The organism is Bacillus sp. 11B20 (assembly GCF_056098985.1).
On sequence record NZ_JBLZWZ010000008.1, the window covers coordinates 76,231 to 96,860 of the forward strand.

A 20,630-nucleotide genomic window follows, 5' to 3' on the forward strand; every position below is an offset into this window, starting at 1 on the left:
ATGATCCGCCTGCAAAAAAAAGCAAACTGCTCGTTTGGCTTAATGAGAATTCGCTGTTTTCTTCATGCGTAATTGAGAGGTGGTAAACAGTAAAATCGCCACCCAAATACAAAGAAACGTCACAATTTTAGCTGCGGATAAGTGTTCGTGATAGACAAACAGCCCTAAAAACAGCGTAATTGTCGGTGCAATGTATTGCAAAATGCCCACTTGATAAAGAGGAATTCTTTTTGCGCCTTCTGAGAATAAAAGAAGCGGCACGGCTGTAAAAACACCTGCAAAAAATAAGAGACCGAGCGACCCGAAGCTGTTAGGATTCATAGTCACAACAGGTTCTTTTAAGAAAAATAATAAGTACACTAGTGCAGCCGGTGCGAGAAGCAGCGTTTCAATCGTCAAACCAATCGCGCTCGTGAAGCTCATCCTTTTTTTAATCAGACCATAAAAACCGAAGCTAAAGGCTAATAAGAAAGCAACGACAGGAAATGACCCGTATTGAAATGTTGAAAGGATCACCCCAAATGCGGCAATGAGGATGGCAATGGTTTGTAATTTATTAAGTCGTTCTTTTAAGAAAATAATCCCTAATAGAACGGATACAAGCGGATTAATATAGTACCCTAAACTTGCTTCTAGCATAAGACCATGATTGACTGCCCAAATATATACATACCAGTTGACCGAAATTAAAATAGCAGATAAAAGTAATGAAAAAAATGCTTTACCATCCAGTATGAGACCCTTTACTGTCTGCATCGCTGGGCGGACTTGTTTTAAATACAAAAGAATACCGCACATAAACACAAATGACCATACAATTCTGTGCGCTAAAATTTCGCCTGACGAAATATGCTCCATCAGCTTCCAATATAACGGGAATAAACCCCAGAGTGTAAAAGATGCTGCCGTGTAGAGAACACCTTTTGAATGCTGTTCGTTCAATGTAACCATCCCTTTCTAAATCTAACGTATATTATAGCACGCACGCTGGCGAATGGGCATATACTAATTCAGGGCATTTAGAAAGGATGATTCGCATGTTCGACTGGAACCGATTATTCCCTTTTCAAAAGCAGTTCTCAAAAGAAGCCTTAAAGAATTCAGATCCTAAAGACGTTGAGCAGTATGTCAATCAAGTCATGGAAAGTGTATTCGGCTCCAATTATCCTGCTCAGTTCCCATTTCAGGACCCCCTATCTCAAAAACAAAAAACGAGAGAAACTGACGTTCAAAAAGAAAAAGAGCCAGAAGTCGAAGTGTTCGAGACGACTGATCATGTGTTTGTCAAAATTGAACTTGCTCGTCCGAACACAGAAAAAGTCAAAATCAAACATACAGCCAATCTGCTGTTTATTGATCATTTTCCTGAAGAAGGGGCGCAGAAAAAAGTCGTCCTCCCTGCTGCTGTGAAGCGAAAAGGAACGAAGGCGTCGTATCAAGACGGTATATTGGAAATTATGTTTTTAAAGCATGATGATCCAGGAATTTCTGAAATTGATATTCCATTATAAAAAGCCTGCTTTGGAATGGAAGCAGGCTTACTCTTTTTTCTTAATAATATGGTGGATATCCGCCGCCATAAGGTGGTGGAGCAGGCGGTGGTGGCGGGGGGTAATATGGACGGGGATAATTAAAAATCGCACTTCCTAGAAATCCGCCAAGCAGTCCGCCGACCAAAGGAGCGCCAAAACCAAAAAACAAAGGGACTCTGGATTCATATGGCGGAATGCCAGGGGCGCCGCCTCGAAAATACGGAGTATGAGGGTACATGCATTTCTCCTCCTTTGTCATGTGCCTAACATCAGCATATTCATCAAGAGTCAAAATGTTTGGGCAAACCTGAAACTAGGCTTGCTCCTTTTTGTCGTGAGTGTCTGTATACTCCCCTGCCCACCGAGATACCTCATGAAACACATCATGTAACGCATTCCCTTTTTCAGTTAAGCTGTAAATGACTTTGACAGGCGTCTCAGGCAGGACAGTCCGCTCTATAATTCCTTCTTGCTCGAGCTCTTTTAAACGCTCTGCAAGCATTTTTTGACTGATAGATGGAATCGTGTCTGTGAGGTCTTTAAAACGCTTTGGACCATCAAGCAATACATGTATAATAAGCCCATTCCACCTTTTGCCTAGGAGTAAAAAAGCTTGCTGAATGTGTGGACATAATTGGAATTCCATAAATTTCAGCCTTTCTTTTCATGATTGTTTGACAAACTAACGGTGTACAATTTAAAATATCTCTAGTTACAATAAGTAAGTTTCTCACTTTTTAGTTATTGTACCATACTATTTGCAAAAACGGGAGGAAATATCCATATGGCGACCGATCAAAAAACGATTGACATCTTAAAACAAAGAGCTTCAGTAAAAGAGTATGATACTACTCATGAAATGACAAAAGAAGAATTAACAGAGCTTCTTGAAATCACAACAAAAGCACCATCTGCTTGGAACCTTCAACATTGGCACTTCACTGTTTTCCATAGTGCTGAAGCAAAAGCGAAGTTACTTCCAATCGCGTACAACCAAAAGCAAATATCACAAGCATCAGCTGTTATTGCAGTTCTAGGTGACCTTGAAGCTAACCAAAATGGCGAAAAAATCTACAGTGAGCTGGCTGAACAAGGCTTTATTACTGAAGACATTAAAGAAACATTGATGACTCAAATCAATGGCGCATATCAAAGTGAGCAATATGCACGAGAAGCAGCGTATTCAAATGCTTCATTAGCTGCTATGCAATTAATGATTGCGGCAAAAGCAATGGGCTATGATACGTGTGCAATGGGTGGCTTCAGTAAAGAAGCATACATCAAGGAATTCAATGTCAGCGGCCGCTACGACCCAGTGATGCTGATTTCTGTTGGTAAAGCAGCAAAAGAAGCTCATAAAAGCAATCGTTTCGACATCGAAGAAGTATCTGATTTCCTTTAAAAATTGGCAAGGTCTCAGCTTTTATGCTGGGGCTTTTTTATTTGCTTCAAATATTATTTTTACATACTTTCTTTCCCCTTCTCCCTCTTTACATCTTCACTCTTTCTCCTTTTTAAGAATGAAAGCGTTATATTAGTATGATATTCCCCAAAATGATTGTTTTTTCTGAAAATGGTCTTGTGATCTAATCTGACAACTGCTATTATTATGAAATTACAAAATATTCAGGAGGAAATCATGAACAAAAAATTGATGCTGGCACTACTTATCGCGATTCCATTCATTGGACAACTCGCATTGCTGCCATTTGCGAACCGCATTCATCCATTTGTCATCGGCCTGCCCTTTTTCCACTTCTGGCTCTTACTATGGATTGTACTCACACCAATTTGCACATTTATCATTTATAAGATGCAACATTCAAATGGAGGAACTGACTAATGCAAGGAAATTTAACAGCTTTATTGATTACTGCAAGTATTATTTTCATCGTCGTGGTCATCGGTTTTGCCGCTGGTCGTGACAAATCATCAAGACAGTCAGTAGAAGAATGGTCTGTCGGCGGGAGAAAATTTGGCGGACTGCTTGTCTGGTTTCTCGTTGGCGCAGACTTATATACAGCTTATACCTTTTTAGGGCTTACAAGTACAGCTTATACAGCTGGAAGCGTCGCTTTTTTCGCTATTCCCTATTCAGTCCTAGCTTATTTTATTGCTTATTTCTTTTTACCGAAACTATGGACGGTAGCGAAAAGTCACAACCTTACAACACTTGCCGATTATGCACGTGAGCGGTTTGACAGCAAGCTGTTATCTAGTTTGATTGCGATTGTTGGGGTACTTATGCTGATTCCTTATATTTGTCTTCAGTTGAGCGGGATTCAAGATACATTAACTGTCGCTGGAACGAATTATATTAATGTCAATGCAGTTGTTATCATTTCATTTATTTTAGTCGCACTTTATACATTTTTCAGTGGGATTAAAGGTCCTACATATACAGCAATTATTAAGGATATTCTCGTTTGGGTGATCATGCTGTTTATGGTGGTTTCACTGCCAATTATTCATTTTAACGGCTGGACACCGATGATGAACACGTTAGCCAAAGAAGCACCTCAGCTTCTCACGATCCCTGAAGGCGGTCCTAAGGGCATTTTATGGTTCATTACTGCTTCAGGCGTTTCTGCCCTCGCTTTGTTTATGTGGGCACACGCGGCAACTGGGGTTTTTACAGCCAAAAGCGCAGATGCCATCCGTAAAAACAGCATGTTTTTGCCTCTTTATAATATTGTATTGATTTTGGTCATCTTCCTTGGATTTATTGCCTTTTTAGTCTTACCAGAAGATACAAATCCAAGATTTGCTCTTCTTCATTTAATTCAAACATCATATGGCGGCGTAATGCAGGGGCTCGCTTATTCAACGATTGCACTGGCTTCCCTCATTCCATGCTCCATCATGGCTATTGGTGCATCGAATTTATTTGCCAATAATTTATACCGTGACTTAATTCATCCGAATGTGTCACCTAAAAGATTGACCATCATTACACGTTCGATGGTGTTTATCGTTATCGGGCTCGCTCTTTTATTCGGAATGCTATTCCCAACTGCACTTGTCACACTTCAGCTCATTGGTGTTTCAGGAATGGTCCAAATCTTCCCAGCTATTGCCATCAGCTTATTCTGGAAAAAACAATCGAGAGAAGCAACGATTGCTGGGTTAGTCATTGGAATCATCGTCACCTTTACAGCGAATATCTCACAAGTCACGTTTGGTCTTTATGAAGGTTTTCTTGGTTTACTAGCAAACGTCGTAGTCATCTTGATTTTAAATCCATTCTTCCAAAAGAAGGTCACATCCAATTCTGTCATGAATGAACTATTTGAAAAGGATGATGAAAAAACAGAAGCGATCACAAGATAAGAAAAAGCAGTCCCCTGATGAGGACTGCTTTCATCTTGTAGACAAAATCTACAAGATTTTTTGTATAACACATTTCCAATGTACATGCTGGAGTTTTATTTTTTTACGGCATGAATGTAATGAATGGTCTCAAAAGCTGATAGGTAATCTTCTCTATTGTTAAAATACAGTTTATTAATTTTTTCAGGTGATAAATGTTCATAAATGAGTAAATCTGATTTCTCTAACACCTTTTCGATTTCAAAGTACGAAAAACATGATTTCATCGGTTCTCCGCCTATTGAAGCCATTTTCACCATATTTTCAACTCTATTAGAGGTTCCTTTTTCTTCGAATAGTTTTTCATCTGCATAATCAAAAACGATTGAACTCCCTGATGGAACCTTGGTGAATAAATAATCTATTAAGCTTGAAACTTCCTCTTTCGTTAAATAGTAAGAAACACCCAGAAGACTAAAGAACGTCTTTTTGTTATCAAATCCTTGACCTATTAGGTTTTGATAGGACAAATTTTTGGTGAAGTCCATAGAAACAAAATGAAGATTACTTGGGATTTTTAAGTTAGCCTCGTCCAATCTTCGCTTTTTAAATTCCTGTGTAGTTGGATGATCAATTTCAAATATTTCTAAGCTGTTTTCCAATTCTGAATGTCGGAAGCTAAAAGTATCTAATCCAGCGCCAAGTATGACATATTGTCTTAATCCTAACGCTACCTCATGAAGCATTACTTTTTCGCAATACGCAGCACGTGATAAGGTTATTGGAGACAGCTGGACTTGTGTAATCCATTTTAATATTTCTTCTGTATTTCCTTCGAATTTTTGTGCGATATCTTTGTTGAAGAAATGTATGCCTTGAACCATATTTTCTTTGATGTCATTGAATTCTTTTTCAGAAATTAATTCTTTAGCTATATAATCATTAAAGATTTTAGGCGTATCAAATTGACTATGATAGGATCTAGCAAAAGCCGATATTAACGAAGTGACACTGGGCTCATCTTTCTTCATACAAACACACTCCTTTATTTTAGAACAAAAAAATAGGATTCTCCTGGCCAGGAGAATCCTATTATATATTCTAAAAATAAGAAAGTAAATTATAGCATAATCACATTTTTTTGTCAAGTTTAAAACAGTCTTTTTCCATACAAATAGTAACACCTAACAGCGTTACATGGATCAAAAAAGAAAGTATACTTACTTTCATTGCCATGAATTTTAAAAGGAAGCAAACTAGACATGGAAAGACCCGTGTTCAGCTTAAAACTCTATATGTTTTTATCAAAAAACCCCACTTCACTTAAAATAAAGGTGGGGTTTTTCTACAATCTTAAAGCAGTCCCCTGATGAGGACTGCTTTTTCTTTATTTCATTTCTTTTTTCAAGACTTCAATGGCTTTTTTCATTTGTGTATCGTTGTTCTTTAACTTATCTTGGATCTTTGTCATCAGAACGGTCGTTGTATCTCCTGTCAGAATACCGTCTGCCTTTAAATCGTTGTCTGTTTGGAAGCTTTTGACGATAGACTGGAATGCTTGATCGTATTCACCGTTTGCTTTTGCTTTGTAGCCGAGCGCTTGGAACATTTTTTGAGCCGCTTTGACTTCATCTCCATTGTCATTTAGCTCATACGATTTTTTCGGGCTTAAGTACGGCAGCTTTGCATAACTTGGAAGAGCTGCTTTGACCTGTGGTTCGATTCCTTTTTTGTGAATCCAAGAACCGTCTGGAGTCAGCCATTTTGCAATGGTTAACTTGACACTAGAACCGTCATTATAGTTTTGCGCATTTTGAACAGTTCCTTTGCCGAACGTCTTTTCACCCACAATTTGAATGCCTGAAGATTGGTGCAGAGCCGCCGCCATGATTTCAGCAGCGCTGGCTGAGCCGCCATTTACAAGAACAACTGCCGGCTGATGGACTTTGCGTTCTTTTTCAGCCTTGTACACTTGTTTCTTCCCTTTTTCTTCAACCTGCATAATGACTTTCCCTTTATCGATAAAGTCATTGCTCATTTCAATAGCTTCTGTCATAATGCCGCCTGGATTATCTCTGAGGTCAATGACAAAACCTTTTGCCCCTTTTTTCTCGAGGTCATCAATCGCTTTATCCAGCTCTTTCGATGTAGTTTCAGCAAATGACGTAATCTGGATTTCTCCTATTTTGTCTTTTGTGAGTTTGGCATACACTGTTTCAAGCGGAATCGTGTCTCTTGTGATGGTCACATCTACATTGCCCACTCCTTGACGGTTGAGATGCAGCTGGACATCCGTTCCTTTTTGTCCTCTGATGAGAGAGACTGCTTTATTGACCGACATGCCTTTGGTGCTTTTTCCATCCACTTTTAAAATATGATCATGAGGTTTCAAACCAGCTTTTTCAGCAGGAGAGCCTTTAATCGGCGCGACAATTAAAATTTGTCCATCCTTCTCTTCTACTTGTGCACCAATTCCTTCAAATGATGAAGAAATGGTGTTGTTAAATCCTTCGGCTTCCTCCTGATCCATATATGTAGAGTATGGATCATCAAGTGATGCAATCATTCCTTGGATCGCACCATCTACTAGTTTTTGATCATCCGTTTTTTCGTAATACTCATCCTTTACCTTCGTATACGCAGCCATGAGTTTACTAAACTTCTCGTCTCCAGAGACGCTGACAGCACCTTGTTTTGTGATCACAAATGTAATCGCAGAGGACAGTGCAGCAGTCACCAGAATGGCTACCACGAACTTCATTTGTTTTTTCAAAAAAACACCACCTTTATCTCCTTTCATTATTATCAAGGACGATGCTTCATCCGTCAACCAAAGGATCAACTTCTACTTGAAAAGATAAGCCATTTGCTCCTTTATTGCATAATCTTTAGAGAGGAACAGGATAAGGAAAGAAGGGATGATATGAGTGATTATGTAGAAATGCTTGCCTATTTTGGCGTATCAGGTGCCCATCCTGGCGGAATTGAGTTAACAAAAACGATGATTGAGCATATAAAACTGCCGCCTCATGCACGTATACTGGATGCCGGATGCGGTACAGGACAGACGGCCGCCTACTTAGGAAATATAGGTTATCAGGTGGAGGCCATTGATACGCATCCATTGATGATTGAAAAGGCGAACCTGCGATTCAAGCGGGAAGAACTGCCAACCCGCGCCTTAGAGGCATCCATTGAGCAGCTGCCCTTTCCAGATCAAGCGTTCTCTCTACTCATCAGTGAATCTGTTTTAAGCTTTACCAAGCTGCCTGTCGCACTTGCTGAGATCAAACGGGTCCTTGCTCCTGGCAGTCAATTGATTGCAAATGAAGCTGTGTTAAAAGCCCCTCTTACACGTGAAGAGATGGCCGTTGTTCGAGATTTTTACGGCTTTCACTCGCTCTTGTCGCTTGAAGAATGGAAGGAGCAGTTAACAGCAGCAGGCTTCCGTGACATTCAGATTCTCTCATTCGATGAACATATGGTGCAGGAGGAACCAACAGAAATGGAATTATCTGAACACATACCGCCTTCTCTTTACGAGACGCTGCAAACACACTACGATCTCATTCAAGCACACCGCAAGCAGCTAAGTCACATTCTATTTGAATGCACTGTATAAAATGAGCGAATCCCCTATATGTTTTGTCCAAACTCTATGAGGTCTCTCGCATAGGATAAGAGTGAAAAGAGTTTGTCATAAGGAGGAAAAACATGGAGCGCTACTACAAGCTTTGTCAGCAGCACATGGGGAAAGTCGCTAGAATCACTGATCGTAATGGCAGAGTACATGTCGGACGCATTGAGCGTGTGACAAACCGCAAAGTTTATATTCGTCCAGTCGGCGGGTCTCGCGGGGGCTTTGGCTTTGGCTATTGGGGCGGATATTATGGCTGGGGTGCAGCGTATGGCATCGGCCTCGGGTTCATTACCGGCTTCGCACTAGCAGGATTGTTCTTTTTTTAAAAGAAGAATAAGAGAAGGCCTCCCGAATAGCTGGGAGGCCTTTTACTTGTTTAGATTTTCTTTACTTTGTTCATGTATTCTTCAAATGTTAAATCGTGATCATGCATCGCTTTAGCGGCTTCTTTTCCCACATAGCGCAAATGCCACGGCTCATATTCATATTTCGTAATGTCTTCTTTTCCTTTTGGATAACGGATGATAAAGCCATATTTATAGGCGTTTTTAGCCACCCATTTGCCATCTGGTGTTTCACCAAACTTTTCAGAGATCTCAAAGCCGGCACTTTTTGAGGAAATGTCCATGGCAAGGCCTGTTTGATGTTCACTTTCGCCTGGTAAAGCGACTGCTTCTTGTGCTTTTTCTTTGCCTTTTAATTTGACCTCACTATCAAAAATGACTTTTTGACGGTCATAGGAGCGATAGCCAGATACTGCAGCAAGCTCGAAGTTTTCCTTTTTTGCACCTTTGAATAACTTCTCAAGCGCTTCCGCTGCTTCTTTGCGAATATATCGCTTTTCAATATCTTCCGAAAAAGAGAATTCTACTTTTGGCACAACGAGATCAGAAGGTTTATAGGTTCCTGGTAATGCATATTCTTTGTTAACAAGTGCTAGCACATTTTCAGGATTTTGAATGGTTTTCAGACCGCTCACAACCTTGATGTCATTGAAATATTCACTCTTTAACGTCAGCTCTTGATTCGATGAATCTGCCGTATCGTTTGAGTTGTGCTGGGGAGATGAACTTGCTGCGTTTTTTTGTTCGTTTGTTTTGTTTGATTCAGATGTACCGCTTTTTTGATCCAGCAACTGGCAGCCTGATAGTGCGGCTGTCAAACCAAGAATCGATGCGATTGAGAGTATTTTGTAGCTTTTCTTCATGACATACCTTCCTTTTGCTCTTCTAAAAAAATAAAGATGCGCTACGTAGTAGCACACCCTTTATACTATTATAAAACGGAGTCTAGCGCAATTAAGATCATTTCATCAAACGTTGTTTGACGCTCTTCAGCCGTTGTTTCTTCTCCTGTTAGAACATGATCACTCACTGTCAAAATGGATAACGCTTTTCGATCAAATTTTGCTGCAAGAGAATAAAGAGCGGTTGTCTCCATTTCGATCGCTAGGATACCATATTGAGCCATGAGCTCAAGTGGTTTTTCATTATAAAATTGGTCTGCTGTAAATACATTTCCGACACGTACAGCGACATTTTTTGCTTCCGCTGTGTCATATGCTTTCTTAAGCAGGCCAAAATCGGCGCATGGCGCATAATCAATCGGCCCAAATGCCACACGGTTCATTTGTGAATCTGTTGATGATGTCTGCGCTAAAATGACGTCACGTACATTGACATCCCTTTTGATAGCTCCGCAAGATCCAACGCGGATTAAGTTTTGAACATCATAGCTTTGAATGAGTTCATTCACATAAATCGAAATAGATGGTACACCCATCCCAGTGCCCTGTACAGAAACACGTTTTCCTTTATAGGTTCCAGTATAGCCATACATTCCGCGCACTTCGTTATAGCACTCAACATCTTCTAAATATGTATCTGCAATATATTTCGCACGAAGCGGATCGCCTGGCAGCAATACCGTTTCTGCAATTTGTCCTTTTTCTGCTCCAATATGTACACTCATTTTTTAGCCTCCACTTACGTTTACTATGTATTTTATCCTATTTATTATAAACGATAGAGCTTAAAAAAGAAAATACCAGCTGGATCTCAAGCTGGCATCATTCATCATCTATTTAGCCTATCGTCATTAGTCGTTCACTGCGTTTCCATCCTGCCGGAGAGAGCTGATAATAGCACTTCCCCTTTTTCCTATCATCAATCACAACAATATCGCCAGTTGTGATAAACCGCGCATTGTAATCATTAGGGACTGTATCATGTACATTAAATGTCGAGAATGCTTTTTCCAGTACATCAAGGTGTGTTCTCCCGCCAATCTTTGTCCGGTACACAGGCTGATGCCCACTTGCAGCGCCATATTCAGGTGTTTGATAAATGGTTAAGTGAAATGCTGAAGGTTTCTTTTGAAAAAATCTCAACGTCAATTGCATTCAAATCCCTCCCCTTTTATATAAAATTGGCTGGGATCTGTCAATTTCCTTCTTCTATTTTTGTCGAATGACAGGCAATCTTTCGTCAATCTTTTTACAAATGAGAAATAAAGCGAGCCCTATCGCAAAGCCTCCAGCGACATCTGTCAAATAATGCACGCCAATATACATCCGGCTGATGCCAATGACTAGGACACCCAGCCCTGTGAGCAAATAGACGATTTTCTGTCTTTCTTTCAGCCATGGAATCATCTCAACTAATAGATAAGCCATAAAAGGATAGATGGTGGCTGCATTCATCGAATGTCCACTCGGAAAGCTGTAATACGTTTCACTTACAAGGTGATCAAAGGCCGGACGCTCTCTAGCAAACAGCCCCTTTAATTCATGATTGATTGTTTTTTCTGTGAGATATAATAGAAAAAGCATCATGATAGAATAGTAGCGCTTATACATAAACAATACCACACTAAAAATGAGCATGATTGGAACGAGCAGCGCACTGATGCCAAGGTCCGTCAAAGCCAGCATGACATCATTTAAAAAAGGGAGTCTGATGCTTTCAAACCATAAGATGATCTGGTTGTCCAAATCTTGAAAAGCCCCAGATACCATGAGCGCAGCAATGGCGCCAAATAAAATGAAAAGAAATAGGATGTACACGCGAAGGATTCCCCTCCCTCTCTCTTCAGAATCTCTTCAAATTATAGTGCCTACCACGCCTCTTCTTCAACTATCATTGCTTTTTTCAGCATATATTCAAATGTAATGTCAGCCAGCTCAAATGTTTCAAGCTCAGCAGGTATGTACCCTCTTTTGATCAGCTCCATGTAGAAGAACTCCGCAATTTCCTCTGTATCAATCACCAAATCTGCTTCTTTCATTGCATTCCGCCTCCTTTTTTATGATGTATGAACGCCGGCTGTTTTTTATTACAGTTTGTCATAATGGCTCATTCCATACATATAAATGCAGTAAACAAAAAGAAAAGGGGCTTGAAAGAATGAAATGGTTAAGCATATTAGATGGAGAAACATTTGATCAGGTGATGGGCCGTATCTTGAGGGGATGGTTTTATGTGATTGCATTTTTCTGTGTGCCTTATTTTTTATTCGTGTTAGGACAAGTCTTTCTTTAACCAAAATGTTCGTGTAAACTTTCCAAAATAAAATCCATCATATCCTTATATTCTGGATCTTTGAAAAATTCGTAGAGAATTTTATAATCGTTATAAATATCAAGAAGCTCATCCACTATAGATACAGCGAGAAATTCAAGTGAAGCTTCGCTTTCTTGTTTCTCTTCTAGCTGCAATAGAGCCGTTTGAACCATATCTTCTTCTAACTCTTTTGAGGTTTCTCCGACGTAATGCACAAAAAGAAGCTGATGAACAAACTGATCCATCTCATATTTCCTTAGGACAAGCGTTAAATCCTCCTCTTCTGTTTCCAGCCACTCTCCGTCTTTCAGCCTCGTAAGTTCGTAAATGACATCCTCCCAGCCATCTTCAAGGTAGCGCCAAATTTCGGTCCGATGACCGATGATTTTAAATAGCTCTTTTCCGTAATCTTTTACATATACAACATCGCCAATGAGGAACTCATATTCAATGTCCAGCTTTTCTGTATCGACAATCACCCCGCTATACTCATCGTAAAGCTGAAGTGATGTTTCAAAATAAAGCACCTCATTATGATTGACCTCATATAAATAGTGCTGGTCAATTTGATGGACTTTTGTAATCGTTCCGACTGTGCCGTACATGACAACGACGACAATATCCCCTACTTGATATTTTGGTGCTTTCGCCTTCATTCTGTCTCCCCCTTGCCCGACTTTTGGTCTTAACGTATCGTATGCCGGCGCAAGGAATTCTGCATGGGCAACCACACCATGCAAAACGCCATTTTATTTCTTATAAAAAAACCGCTTCTCCCATATGGAACAAGCGGTTGTGTGTTATTTTTTTTTGACTTCTACTTCGTATTGCTCAAACGCTTCGTCAAATGTTGTCATTGAGCTTAAATAATCACCATTTAATTCTAAATAAGCACACAGCTCATGATAATCTGTGGAAGCTTTAGGAAAGCTGTGATCCTCATACGCAGCATTTGCAAAATGGCTGATTTCATCTTTCGGTTTTGGATGTCTGAACTTCATTAAATAATGGTAAAACGACTTCACCTGTTTTTCCCTCCGCGACACTCTATTTTGTTGTTATATTATACAGCAATTTGATGACTTGTATAGGCGGAGGTACAACTTATGAAGAAAAGTCAAAGTAATTTCGCTTTAATAACCGCTCCATGCTCATTAATTCTTCATAGGAGATTTTTTCTGGAAGTTTTGTCTGGTCCACTAAAATTAATTGATCTTCAATCTCTTTGACCGTCTCATCCTTTTGATAAGTCATACCGCAGTGCGTGCAGGAGATGGACGGCGTTTCGATGATTTCAATTGATTGTGTGCCCGTGATCAGTTCCCAATAGACTGTTGTCTGCTCCGCATTTGCTTTGTTTTCCTCACACCAATCACATGTCAGCAAGGCTATTTCTCCTCCTTCACGGTTTGTTCTTTTTTGAGCTGCGCTTGATATTTCTTCTCTTTTAATTCATCCCGTTTTTCACGTTTGTTTTTGAGTGTGTCATGCTCAGGATTTGTCTCATATGCTTCTCTACGTTTCATTCGATTTAAATTCTCAGGCGTAAACGATCTTGCTTCATCCTCAAATAGTGCGGTAATACCAATTGCTAGTTCTTGTTTTTCTTCATAAATTTCATTGAAATACGCATCTGCCTGGCCTGCGACGTAATGCTCTGGTTCTGGATAAGAGGTGATGACACCTTCAAAGTTACGAAGGACGACTTTGTCAGGGCTTTGCGATAATAAATAATTTGGCTGTAAGGCAATTTTCCCTCCGCCTCCTGGCGCATCTACCACAAAGCTTGGCACTGCATAACCACTTGTATGTCCTCTTAAGCCTTCAATGATTTCAAGCCCTTTTGATACCGGCGTTCTAAAGTGGCCAATGCCCTCAGATAAATCACATTGATAAATATAATATGGTCTGACCCGAATCTTCACAAGGTCGTGCATCAGCTTCTTCATAATCGGCACACTGTCGTTAATACCTGCAAGGATGACGGCTTGATTCCCTACAGGGACACCGGCATTCACAAGACGTTCGCACGCTTCTTTTGCTTCTTTTGTAATTTCAATACTTGTGTTGAAGTGAGTATTCAGCCAAACTGGGTGATATTTTTTCAATATCTCGCACAGCTCATCTGTTATACGCTGCGGAAAGACAACCGGCGCGCGGGTTCCAATCCGAATGATCTCAACGTGCGGAATGTCACGTAAGTTTTTCAAAATGTATTCAAGCACTTGATCATTGATTAACAGCCCATCTCCGCCAGAAATTAACACGTCCCGCACCTCAGGTGTTTCTCTAATATATCCAATGGCAGCATCTAACTGCTTTTTCGGCACACCCATACCAATCTGACCGGAAAAACGTCTTCTCGTACAATAGCGGCAGTACATCGAGCACTGATTTGTCACAAGAAACAGCACGCGATCTGGATACCTGTGTGTGAGCCCCGGGACAGGTGAGTCCTCATCTTCATGCAGCGGGTCTTCCAGATCATATTTTGTTTTATGAAGCTCTTCTGCAATTGGCACAGATTGCATACGTATTGGACATCTTGGATCGTCTGGATTCATCAGTGAGGCATAGTAGGGTGTAATGTTGAGTGGAATGGTTTTGGTGGAAATCTTCACCCCTTCTCGTTCCTCTTCTGTTAAGTTTACGATTTTTTCTAAATCCTCAAGCGTTTTCACGGTATGCGTCAGCTGCCAAATCCAGTCGTTCCACTTTTCCTCAGGTACATCCTTCCAAAGCTCAATGTCCTTCCAGTGACGTGCCGGTTCATACAATTTCTGATTCATATCCATTCCCCCTATCAGCATTCACTTTATACTATGCAAGTTATGTGCCAACATGGGAAAATGCCCCTATTCTTTACAAAAGGAGCTTTACCCGTCATATTCAATTGGATGCTGTGCCTAGATTTCGGCATCTGCATATTTCTTCAGTTTATATTGCAGCGTTTGTCGAGGGATTTTTAAGGCGGCGGCGGTTTTTTTAATATTCCCATTATGCTGATGTAAAGCTTCTTGAATCAATGTTTGTTCAAATGAAGACACTTGATTTTTTAAGGAGGATTCAGATGTTTCCCTTTCCAGTTTTTGCTCACGTAAATGAGCCGGAAGGTATAGAGGGGTGATCTCTTCCGCTTCCTTTGGCATCATCAACACGGCATGCTCTATCGTATGTTTTAATTCTCTAACATTCCCAGGCCAGTGGTGCGCCATAAACAATCGTTCCGTTTCTTCAGAAAGGCGTGTGACTTTTTTTGAAAACTGCTGATGATAGGTTTGAATGAAGTGGCGGGATAGCAGCGTGATATCTTGCTTTCTCTCACGAAGCGGCGGAATATGAAAAGATGACACATGCAGTCTATAAAATAAATCTTCTCTTAAAATTTGCTTTTTCACTGCTTCGAATGGGTCCATATTGAGCGCAGTAATGAGCCGAACATCCACTTGAATGGACTTTGCATCACCGATGCGGCGGACAACGCCATCCTCTAACACACGTAATAATTTCGTCTGAAGGGTGAGCGGCATCGCTTGCAGCTCATCAAGAAAAAGCGTGCCCCCATCAGCCAATTCGAAAAGTCCCTTGCGATCAATTGCGCCCGTATAGCTCCCTTTGACAGATCCAAACAATAGACTTTCAAGTAATGATTCTGGGAGTGCTGCGCAGTTTTGCGGAATAAACACTTGGTTTTTTCGGTCAGATTCATGGACAATGGCCTGAACAAGCACTTCTTTTCCTGTCCCTGTTTCCCCATAGACAACAACTGATGACGGATAAGCAGCTGCTTTTTTTGCCCTTTCAAGCATTTCTTTTAAAAGCGGATCATTTGTTAAAAATGAAGCAAAATCATGCATTTGTTCTACCCCAGTCGCGTCATATGTTCGCTTTTTTTGATCTAAACGATTGGAAAGAGCAGACAGCTTGGATACATCTTTTGCGACTTCGACCGCACCTATTAACTCGTTATCTTCAATAATAGGCAATGTCGTGTTCACTGTTTCAATTTTTTCTCCGTTTTTATTCAAATAGGTTTGCAGCGAATGATAAATGGGCTTTCCTGTTCTCAACACATGCATAAGCGTACTTGTTTTTTCAGTTAAAGAGGGATACACATCAAGGATGTACTTGCCAATCACCTCTTCTTTTTGTAAACAGTCAAACTTAGCGGCATTATGATTGTAAAAAATCGTCATCCCTTGATCATCTACAACGTGAATGGCTTCATCGATGGCTTCTAAAATTAATTCAAACCAATCTGCTCTTTCGACAACTTTCCCCATTCTTTCCCCCTCACTTTCAGTGCCAAAAAACCGGCATCAATTGCCGAGTTTTCAGCGGCTTGATCATTTCTAAATGGTTCCCTGTCTTTTTCATGTTTCGCTTTTTCCTTTCTACTTCCTGCAAAAATTTTAAAAAGCACCCCTCTTATGAGGAGTGCTTTCGCCCGGATGTCTGATAAAGAGACATATCGAATTCTTGCAGCGATTCCCTATACAGCGGAACAATCGACTTTCCTTCCTGAAATAACGTAAATTGGGACGGGTACAGCTTAATCGGCTGATGATAAAAAGCAAACCGCTTCACCACCTCAGGATCAATACGGCAAAAGGCATGATGCACAAGTAAATAAACATCTTGTTTCCATTTAAACAGCCGCCTGTTTGGCGGACTGAATACAGGAGAAACTTTGATGATATCGCCATCCTCAAATGACTGAAGCTGGTCATTTGAAATCGTATAGATCTCCTTTGGGTGAAACTGAAAATATTGCACGTCACGTTTTGAAGCAAACCTTCTTTTTTTCTGTTTTTCAATATAAAAGAACGTTTTCCCCTGATCTGCGGTGACGACTGTATAATTGGGTACTGCCAGCTTCTCTTTTATTTCATATTTCATCTCACATAATAGCGGAACACGGATCGCACGCCTGTTCTTTTCATTGATCCAGCGCTTTTCAATTGCATGAAGTTTCCCGTCTGCGATTTGATAATAATCCCCTTCTTTTTCAATGATCGTTCCGTCAATTAAATCATACGGCATACTCGAAAACTGATGATGAAAGGAATGGGGCGTTTTATACGTTGTATCCAGTACAGCTTTTAATGGAAAAAACGAAGCGAAATGATTCAGCCTCATCCAAAAAACAGAATCTGCATGATGCCAGTGCTTTGGCTCATCATCCCAATATTGTCCGTATTTTTCATGAATCAGTGGAAGCAAGCGGCTTCTGTGCATGACCGAACAATGGTCCACTTGAAAGGAGGCATGCTCTAGGATTTGATTTGCTTCTCGAACAAAACTCATCGTTTCCACTAAATGCTGATTCACATGCACAACCCGCTGCGAGGAATACACAATATCTATATGAGGCTTCGACCGAAAAACATCCACCATTTTAAGCAAACGATCTTTATGGTACACGGTATCATCGGTTAAATAACAAATGAGCTCACCTGTTATACGGGTTAATGCATCATTAATAAGCGTCGCATATCGTGCGGTTAACAGCCGTTTTGCCGGATGAACCGTGTGCGAATACAGCTGAATGCGTCCATCACTCAAATAGGGCTGGATCTTTTGAATGGTGCCCTGTTCTGAGCCATCATCCATAATCAAAAGCTCCCAATGCGGATACGTTTGTTCTACCATACTCTTTAACACACGATCAATGAAATCTGGTTTATTGTAGCTTGTTAAAATCACCGATACTTTCATGATCATTATCCTTTTTGATTAGTTTAAAATGCCCCCCAGCTGACAATGTTCACAAAAGGAACACTCACTCTTAGCTGATTTGTCGCGTTTTTAAAGACCGCGACCGTATCAAACAATTGCACGACAACCACGTTTTGAAGTACATCTCCATTGACCAAATGAACACGCGGCACTGGAATGCCAAGCTCAAGCCATGGACGAAGTAATTCTTTGATGTCTGACACATTCTCTTCCTCACTTTCTTCTAAAAGGCGAAGAAGAAGTAAAATCAAGATGACTTCAAGCACTCCTTCCGACTCTAGTAATTCTTCGTTCCAACCATCTAATAATTGTTCAAATTCCATTCATAATCCCTCTCTCTTCACATTTAATCTTTACTAGAGTATGAGCGCCACTTCATTTAGCCTCAGCATTTGAAAACATTTTTAAAAATGTGTGAAGTGATTAATTGAAAAAAAGAATCAGGAATCAGCGTTCTGCTTATGCCAAAAAAAATGAACGGCATATACATAGGGGTGAGTTTGAATTGATGAAGAAAGGATGGGGAAAAAATGAGCGAAAAGCGTGCTGAATTAAAAAAAGAACTATTGAAAGTGTTTTTCAAACCAATTACTCATGCATTAACAGCTAATCTCGAAGAAGGAGGAGTTCAAGTGGAAGAGAAATTGAACGATTTATTAAGTGAAGTGGCAGCTGAGGCATCACCTTCAGATTCTGCTACAACACTCGATGTATCTCAGCCAGCAAGATGGATCTTTGCAAGACTTGCACCAGGAACAGTCATTAGTATTGTCACTGACTCAGGAGATTTAATTGGGCCAGTTCAATTTGTATCATTCGATGCTTCAACAGGTGTTGTATTTGTTACACAAGAAAGCTCTGTCACACCTACCGGCTCAGCAACGACTCTTTTAGATGTAGATAAAGTTGAAAGTGTTACATTCACATCTTAATGTGAGAGGGTCATCATGAAGCTTCTTTATATCAGTTCTGGCTACGGCGGAATCTATCACATGTTTGATCAATGGGTAGAAGAAAGCTTCATTGATTCCCCCTTTTCATGTGTAAAGATTGATAGAGAATCTCTACCCACTAACATGCACAAAATCCGGACATTTTCTCCGGATTTTGTTTTGATGATGATCGGTGATCATGTTCCGAAAGATGTACTTCATCAATTCAAACAAGAAAAAATCCCGATCGTTCTGTGGATGACAGAAGATCCCTTTTATGCAGATGTATCAGCTGCTTGCGCACGTGATGCTCAGCTTATCTTAACGATTGATGAAGGGATTTTGCCATTTTACAAACAATTAGGCGCCGAAAATACACACTACTTTCCCATTCCGACAAATACACGTGTTTTTCAGAAAAATGAATCGCCAGATGAGATGTGCACGTTTGACATTGCACTCATTGGCTACCCTTATCCCAACCGCATTAAGGCCATCGATACACTCTTAAAGCAAAACAAATGGCGTATTCTCGTTGCAGGTAAGGAATGGCACCGTCACTTAAATAAATCACGCAGACATTATCGTGATTTCACCCTTATAACGAATTGGCTGAGTCCTCAGCAAATGGCGGACATCTATCAGCAGACAGCGATTGTCCTGAATCCGCATAGGCCGTCTCAATTTGTATATAACAAAAATAAAGCCATGATTCAAAATATGAGCCTCAATAACAGAGCATTTGACATTGCTGCAACTGGAAGTTTTCAATTGACGGATCTACATCCGCCGCCTACTTTTTCAAGCTTTGCTTTTTACAAAGATGAGGACGATTTGATCAAACAGGTGGATTACTATGGGTCAAATGCAGGTGAAAGAAAGGCGGCCGCACTGAACAACTACGAGCAAGCCGTTCGCTGGAATACATTTGATACGATGCCGCAAAGGCTTTATGAAATCGTAAAAAGCGCCCTATAACTGGGCACTTTTTCTTGTTGAAGGTCAGCTTATGCATGATCTTCTGCATCTCGGCGAGCCAATAAGACGTGCTCTGCCTTTTTCCGGTCCGCCTCCTGTTTCACCACAAGCGACCGCGTGTGATCCATCATATATGCTCCGACAGATCCTTCTAAAAAGGAATGAATGCATTCTTTGACATAATGAGCATGAAAAGCATATATCGCACCATTTAGCCGGCCATACGTATATGGCTGCTCATGTTTTGGCATGAAAAAGTAATGATTGTCCTTATATAAAGTAGCTTCATTGTTTTCATGCAGTGTCCAAGTTTCATTTGGGTTTTCTAACGCCTCTGTAAAAGATGCGGTGCAGTCATATCCCCCCTCCACTAAAAGCTGCAAGCACTTCTCGATATCTGCCGTCTGTCTTAGAGGAGACGATGGCTGCAGATATAGCACAATATCAAAGGTTTTCCCCTCCCGCTCTAAATAAGCAAGCGCATGCTTCACAGCTAACAGCGACGGCGTTTGTTCTGTTACATGTGTACTTGGCAGTTCAATCACATTTGCTCCGTAGTGAGATGAAATGATTTGCGTATTGACATCCTCTGAGGAGACGATGACTTCATCTAACTCAATCATTTGCAAAAGCGGCTGAATGGTCCAATAGATAAGCGGCCGCTCTGCCAATATGCGTATATGTTCATCATGCTGGCCGTCGGTACTTCTAAATGCAGGTATCATGGCTAAAATACGATTTCCCCTATACATGTCTTCTCTTCTCCCCTCGCGCACAGCTCCCTTACCATTTTCTTCTCTGACCGAGCTGATCGCAGTACTGAAGTATTCAGGTCTCTCGTTTTTCTAGTTAATCTCTTATCTCTCCATATTCTATTAAGACGGTAAGCAGATGGTTATAATTTGTTCACCTAATTTATACATGAAGTGGTTCTTTTCCT

At 40.5% G+C, this 20,630-nt stretch carries 28 protein-coding genes; 9 read left to right on the forward strand and 19 right to left on the reverse strand.

The annotated features are described in order from the left end of the window. Positions 1-39 precede the first annotated feature (39 nt). Positions 40-951 carry an EamA family transporter RarD gene (rarD, locus tag ACN6NB_RS09505; protein ID WP_474253332.1) on the reverse strand — a complete coding sequence of 304 codons (912 nt, stop codon included), beginning with the start codon at positions 949-951 and terminating at the stop codon, positions 40-42. Between the two features lie 86 nt (positions 952-1,037). Between rarD and ACN6NB_RS09510 the strand changes: the two genes are divergently transcribed. After that, positions 1,038-1,511: an Hsp20/alpha crystallin family protein gene (locus ACN6NB_RS09510; protein ID WP_106025055.1), complete on the forward strand. Its 474-nt coding sequence runs from the start codon at positions 1,038-1,040 to the stop codon at positions 1,509-1,511. Positions 1,512-1,551: 40 nt separating this feature from the next. Here the strand turns inward: ACN6NB_RS09510 and ACN6NB_RS09515 are convergent, their stop codons facing one another. Both ACN6NB_RS09515 and yodB read right to left on the reverse strand, forming a co-directional pair. Beyond that, positions 1,552-1,770: a hypothetical protein gene (locus tag ACN6NB_RS09515; RefSeq protein ID WP_024422697.1), complete on the reverse strand. Its 219-nt coding sequence runs from the start codon at positions 1,768-1,770 to the stop codon at positions 1,552-1,554. A 75-nt stretch (positions 1,771-1,845) separates the two neighbouring features. Further along, on the reverse strand, positions 1,846-2,178 hold the full coding sequence (gene yodB / locus ACN6NB_RS09520) for a transcriptional regulator YodB (protein ID WP_041085725.1): 333 nt from the start codon (positions 2,176-2,178) through the stop codon (positions 1,846-1,848). Positions 2,179-2,316: 138 nt separating this feature from the next. Between yodB and ACN6NB_RS09525 the strand changes: the two genes are divergently transcribed. The 3 genes from ACN6NB_RS09525 (at position 2,317) to ACN6NB_RS09535 (ending at position 4,862) form a co-directional block, all read left to right on the forward strand. Continuing rightward, positions 2,317-2,934, forward strand: a complete 618-nt coding sequence (locus ACN6NB_RS09525; protein WP_058838910.1) for a nitroreductase family protein — start codon at positions 2,317-2,319, stop codon at positions 2,932-2,934. 237 nt (positions 2,935-3,171) lie between these two features. Beyond that, a complete protein-coding gene (locus ACN6NB_RS09530; protein WP_024422700.1) occupies positions 3,172-3,375 on the forward strand; it encodes a DUF3311 domain-containing protein in 204 nt (67 codons plus the stop codon). After that, positions 3,375-4,862: a sodium:solute symporter family protein gene (locus ACN6NB_RS09535; protein ID WP_039179321.1), complete on the forward strand. Its 1,488-nt coding sequence runs from the start codon at positions 3,375-3,377 to the stop codon at positions 4,860-4,862. The genes ACN6NB_RS09530 and ACN6NB_RS09535 overlap by 1 nt, the downstream gene beginning before the upstream one ends. Before the next feature lie 95 nt (positions 4,863-4,957). On the opposite strand, the gene ACN6NB_RS09540 is transcribed toward ACN6NB_RS09535, so the two are convergent. Together ACN6NB_RS09540 and ACN6NB_RS09545 are read right to left on the reverse strand one after the other, a co-directional pair. Beyond that, positions 4,958-5,872, reverse strand: coding sequence for a class I SAM-dependent methyltransferase (locus tag ACN6NB_RS09540; protein WP_474253333.1), 915 nt, complete (start codon positions 5,870-5,872; stop codon positions 4,958-4,960). A 356-nt stretch (positions 5,873-6,228) separates the two neighbouring features. Continuing rightward, complete coding sequence (locus ACN6NB_RS09545; RefSeq protein WP_039179325.1) at positions 6,229-7,614, reverse strand: S41 family peptidase; 1,386 nt, start codon at positions 7,612-7,614, stop codon at positions 6,229-6,231. Positions 7,615-7,764: 150 nt separating this feature from the next. Here ACN6NB_RS09545 and ACN6NB_RS09550 point away from each other — a divergent pair, with 150 nt between their 5' ends. Together ACN6NB_RS09550 and ACN6NB_RS09555 are read left to right on the forward strand one after the other, a co-directional pair. After that, on the forward strand, positions 7,765-8,463 hold the full coding sequence (locus tag ACN6NB_RS09550) for a class I SAM-dependent methyltransferase (protein ID WP_039179329.1): 699 nt from the start codon (positions 7,765-7,767) through the stop codon (positions 8,461-8,463). A 92-nt stretch (positions 8,464-8,555) separates the two neighbouring features. Next, entirely contained in the window at positions 8,556-8,807 is a 252-nt protein-coding gene (locus ACN6NB_RS09555; RefSeq protein ID WP_024422704.1) for a hypothetical protein, read from the forward strand. A gap of 50 nt (positions 8,808-8,857) precedes the next feature. Here the strand turns inward: ACN6NB_RS09555 and ACN6NB_RS09560 are convergent, their stop codons facing one another. From ACN6NB_RS09560 to ACN6NB_RS09580, 5 genes are all read right to left on the reverse strand, one after another. Further along, a complete protein-coding gene (locus ACN6NB_RS09560; protein ID WP_039179330.1) occupies positions 8,858-9,688 on the reverse strand; it encodes a M15 family metallopeptidase in 831 nt (276 codons plus the stop codon). 68 nt (positions 9,689-9,756) lie between these two features. Next, on the reverse strand, positions 9,757-10,452 hold the full coding sequence (gene deoD, locus ACN6NB_RS09565) for a purine-nucleoside phosphorylase (protein ID WP_012010274.1): 696 nt from the start codon (positions 10,450-10,452) through the stop codon (positions 9,757-9,759). A gap of 112 nt (positions 10,453-10,564) precedes the next feature. Next, complete coding sequence (locus tag ACN6NB_RS09570) at positions 10,565-10,882, reverse strand: hypothetical protein (protein ID WP_039179333.1); 318 nt, start codon at positions 10,880-10,882, stop codon at positions 10,565-10,567. A 54-nt stretch (positions 10,883-10,936) separates the two neighbouring features. Continuing rightward, positions 10,937-11,545 carry a phosphatase PAP2 family protein gene (locus ACN6NB_RS09575; protein ID WP_039179335.1) on the reverse strand — a complete coding sequence of 203 codons (609 nt, stop codon included), beginning with the start codon at positions 11,543-11,545 and terminating at the stop codon, positions 10,937-10,939. 50 nt (positions 11,546-11,595) lie between these two features. Next, entirely contained in the window at positions 11,596-11,766 is a 171-nt protein-coding gene (locus ACN6NB_RS09580; protein ID WP_064497481.1) for a YozD family protein, read from the reverse strand. 119 nt (positions 11,767-11,885) lie between these two features. On the opposite strand from ACN6NB_RS09580, the gene ACN6NB_RS09585 reads away from it, so the two are divergent. Next, positions 11,886-12,020 (forward strand): hypothetical protein, encoded by a 135-nt coding sequence (locus tag ACN6NB_RS09585; RefSeq protein WP_255290989.1) that lies wholly within the window; start codon positions 11,886-11,888, stop codon positions 12,018-12,020. Here ACN6NB_RS09585 and ACN6NB_RS09590 read toward each other — a convergent pair. From ACN6NB_RS09590 to cgeC, 8 genes are all read right to left on the reverse strand, one after another. Beyond that, positions 12,017-12,697, reverse strand: coding sequence for a hypothetical protein (locus ACN6NB_RS09590; RefSeq protein WP_039179337.1), 681 nt, complete (start codon positions 12,695-12,697; stop codon positions 12,017-12,019). The genes ACN6NB_RS09585 and ACN6NB_RS09590 overlap by 4 nt on opposite strands. A 144-nt stretch (positions 12,698-12,841) precedes the next feature. Then, positions 12,842-13,066 (reverse strand): YozE family protein, encoded by a 225-nt coding sequence (locus tag ACN6NB_RS09595; RefSeq protein ID WP_024422709.1) that lies wholly within the window; start codon positions 13,064-13,066, stop codon positions 12,842-12,844. Between the two features lie 79 nt (positions 13,067-13,145). Then, complete coding sequence (locus tag ACN6NB_RS09600; RefSeq protein WP_012010281.1) at positions 13,146-13,427, reverse strand: YokU family protein; 282 nt, start codon at positions 13,425-13,427, stop codon at positions 13,146-13,148. Between the two features lie 2 nt (positions 13,428-13,429). Next, entirely contained in the window at positions 13,430-14,830 is a 1,401-nt protein-coding gene (kamA, locus tag ACN6NB_RS09605; protein WP_151284360.1) for a lysine 2,3-aminomutase, read from the reverse strand. Between the two features lie 117 nt (positions 14,831-14,947). Then, entirely contained in the window at positions 14,948-16,324 is a 1,377-nt protein-coding gene (locus ACN6NB_RS09610) for a sigma-54 interaction domain-containing protein (protein ID WP_064497482.1), read from the reverse strand. After that, positions 16,285-16,464 carry a hypothetical protein gene (locus ACN6NB_RS09615; RefSeq protein WP_039179346.1) on the reverse strand — a complete coding sequence of 60 codons (180 nt, stop codon included), beginning with the start codon at positions 16,462-16,464 and terminating at the stop codon, positions 16,285-16,287. The genes ACN6NB_RS09610 and ACN6NB_RS09615 overlap by 40 nt, the downstream gene beginning before the upstream one ends. 5 nt (positions 16,465-16,469) lie before the next feature. Continuing rightward, positions 16,470-17,765: a glycosyltransferase family 2 protein gene (locus tag ACN6NB_RS09620; protein ID WP_151284361.1), complete on the reverse strand. Its 1,296-nt coding sequence runs from the start codon at positions 17,763-17,765 to the stop codon at positions 16,470-16,472. Between the two features lie 17 nt (positions 17,766-17,782). Then, the gene (gene cgeC, locus ACN6NB_RS09625; RefSeq protein ID WP_041085753.1) at positions 17,783-18,103 is read right to left on the reverse strand and encodes a spore maturation protein CgeC; all 321 of its coding nucleotides are present in this window, start codon (positions 18,101-18,103) and stop codon (positions 17,783-17,785) included. 207 nt (positions 18,104-18,310) lie between these two features. On the opposite strand from cgeC, the gene ACN6NB_RS09630 reads away from it, so the two are divergent. Both ACN6NB_RS09630 and ACN6NB_RS09635 read left to right on the forward strand, forming a co-directional pair. Beyond that, a complete protein-coding gene (locus ACN6NB_RS09630; RefSeq protein ID WP_039179354.1) occupies positions 18,311-18,712 on the forward strand; it encodes a hypothetical protein in 402 nt (133 codons plus the stop codon). Between the two features lie 15 nt (positions 18,713-18,727). After that, positions 18,728-19,690, forward strand: coding sequence for a CgeB family protein (locus tag ACN6NB_RS09635; RefSeq protein ID WP_058838904.1), 963 nt, complete (start codon positions 18,728-18,730; stop codon positions 19,688-19,690). A 29-nt stretch (positions 19,691-19,719) separates the two neighbouring features. Here ACN6NB_RS09635 and ACN6NB_RS09640 read toward each other — a convergent pair whose 3' ends face one another. After that, entirely contained in the window at positions 19,720-20,442 is a 723-nt protein-coding gene (locus tag ACN6NB_RS09640) for an acylneuraminate cytidylyltransferase family protein (RefSeq protein ID WP_474253334.1), read from the reverse strand. Positions 20,443-20,630 lie beyond the last annotated feature (188 nt).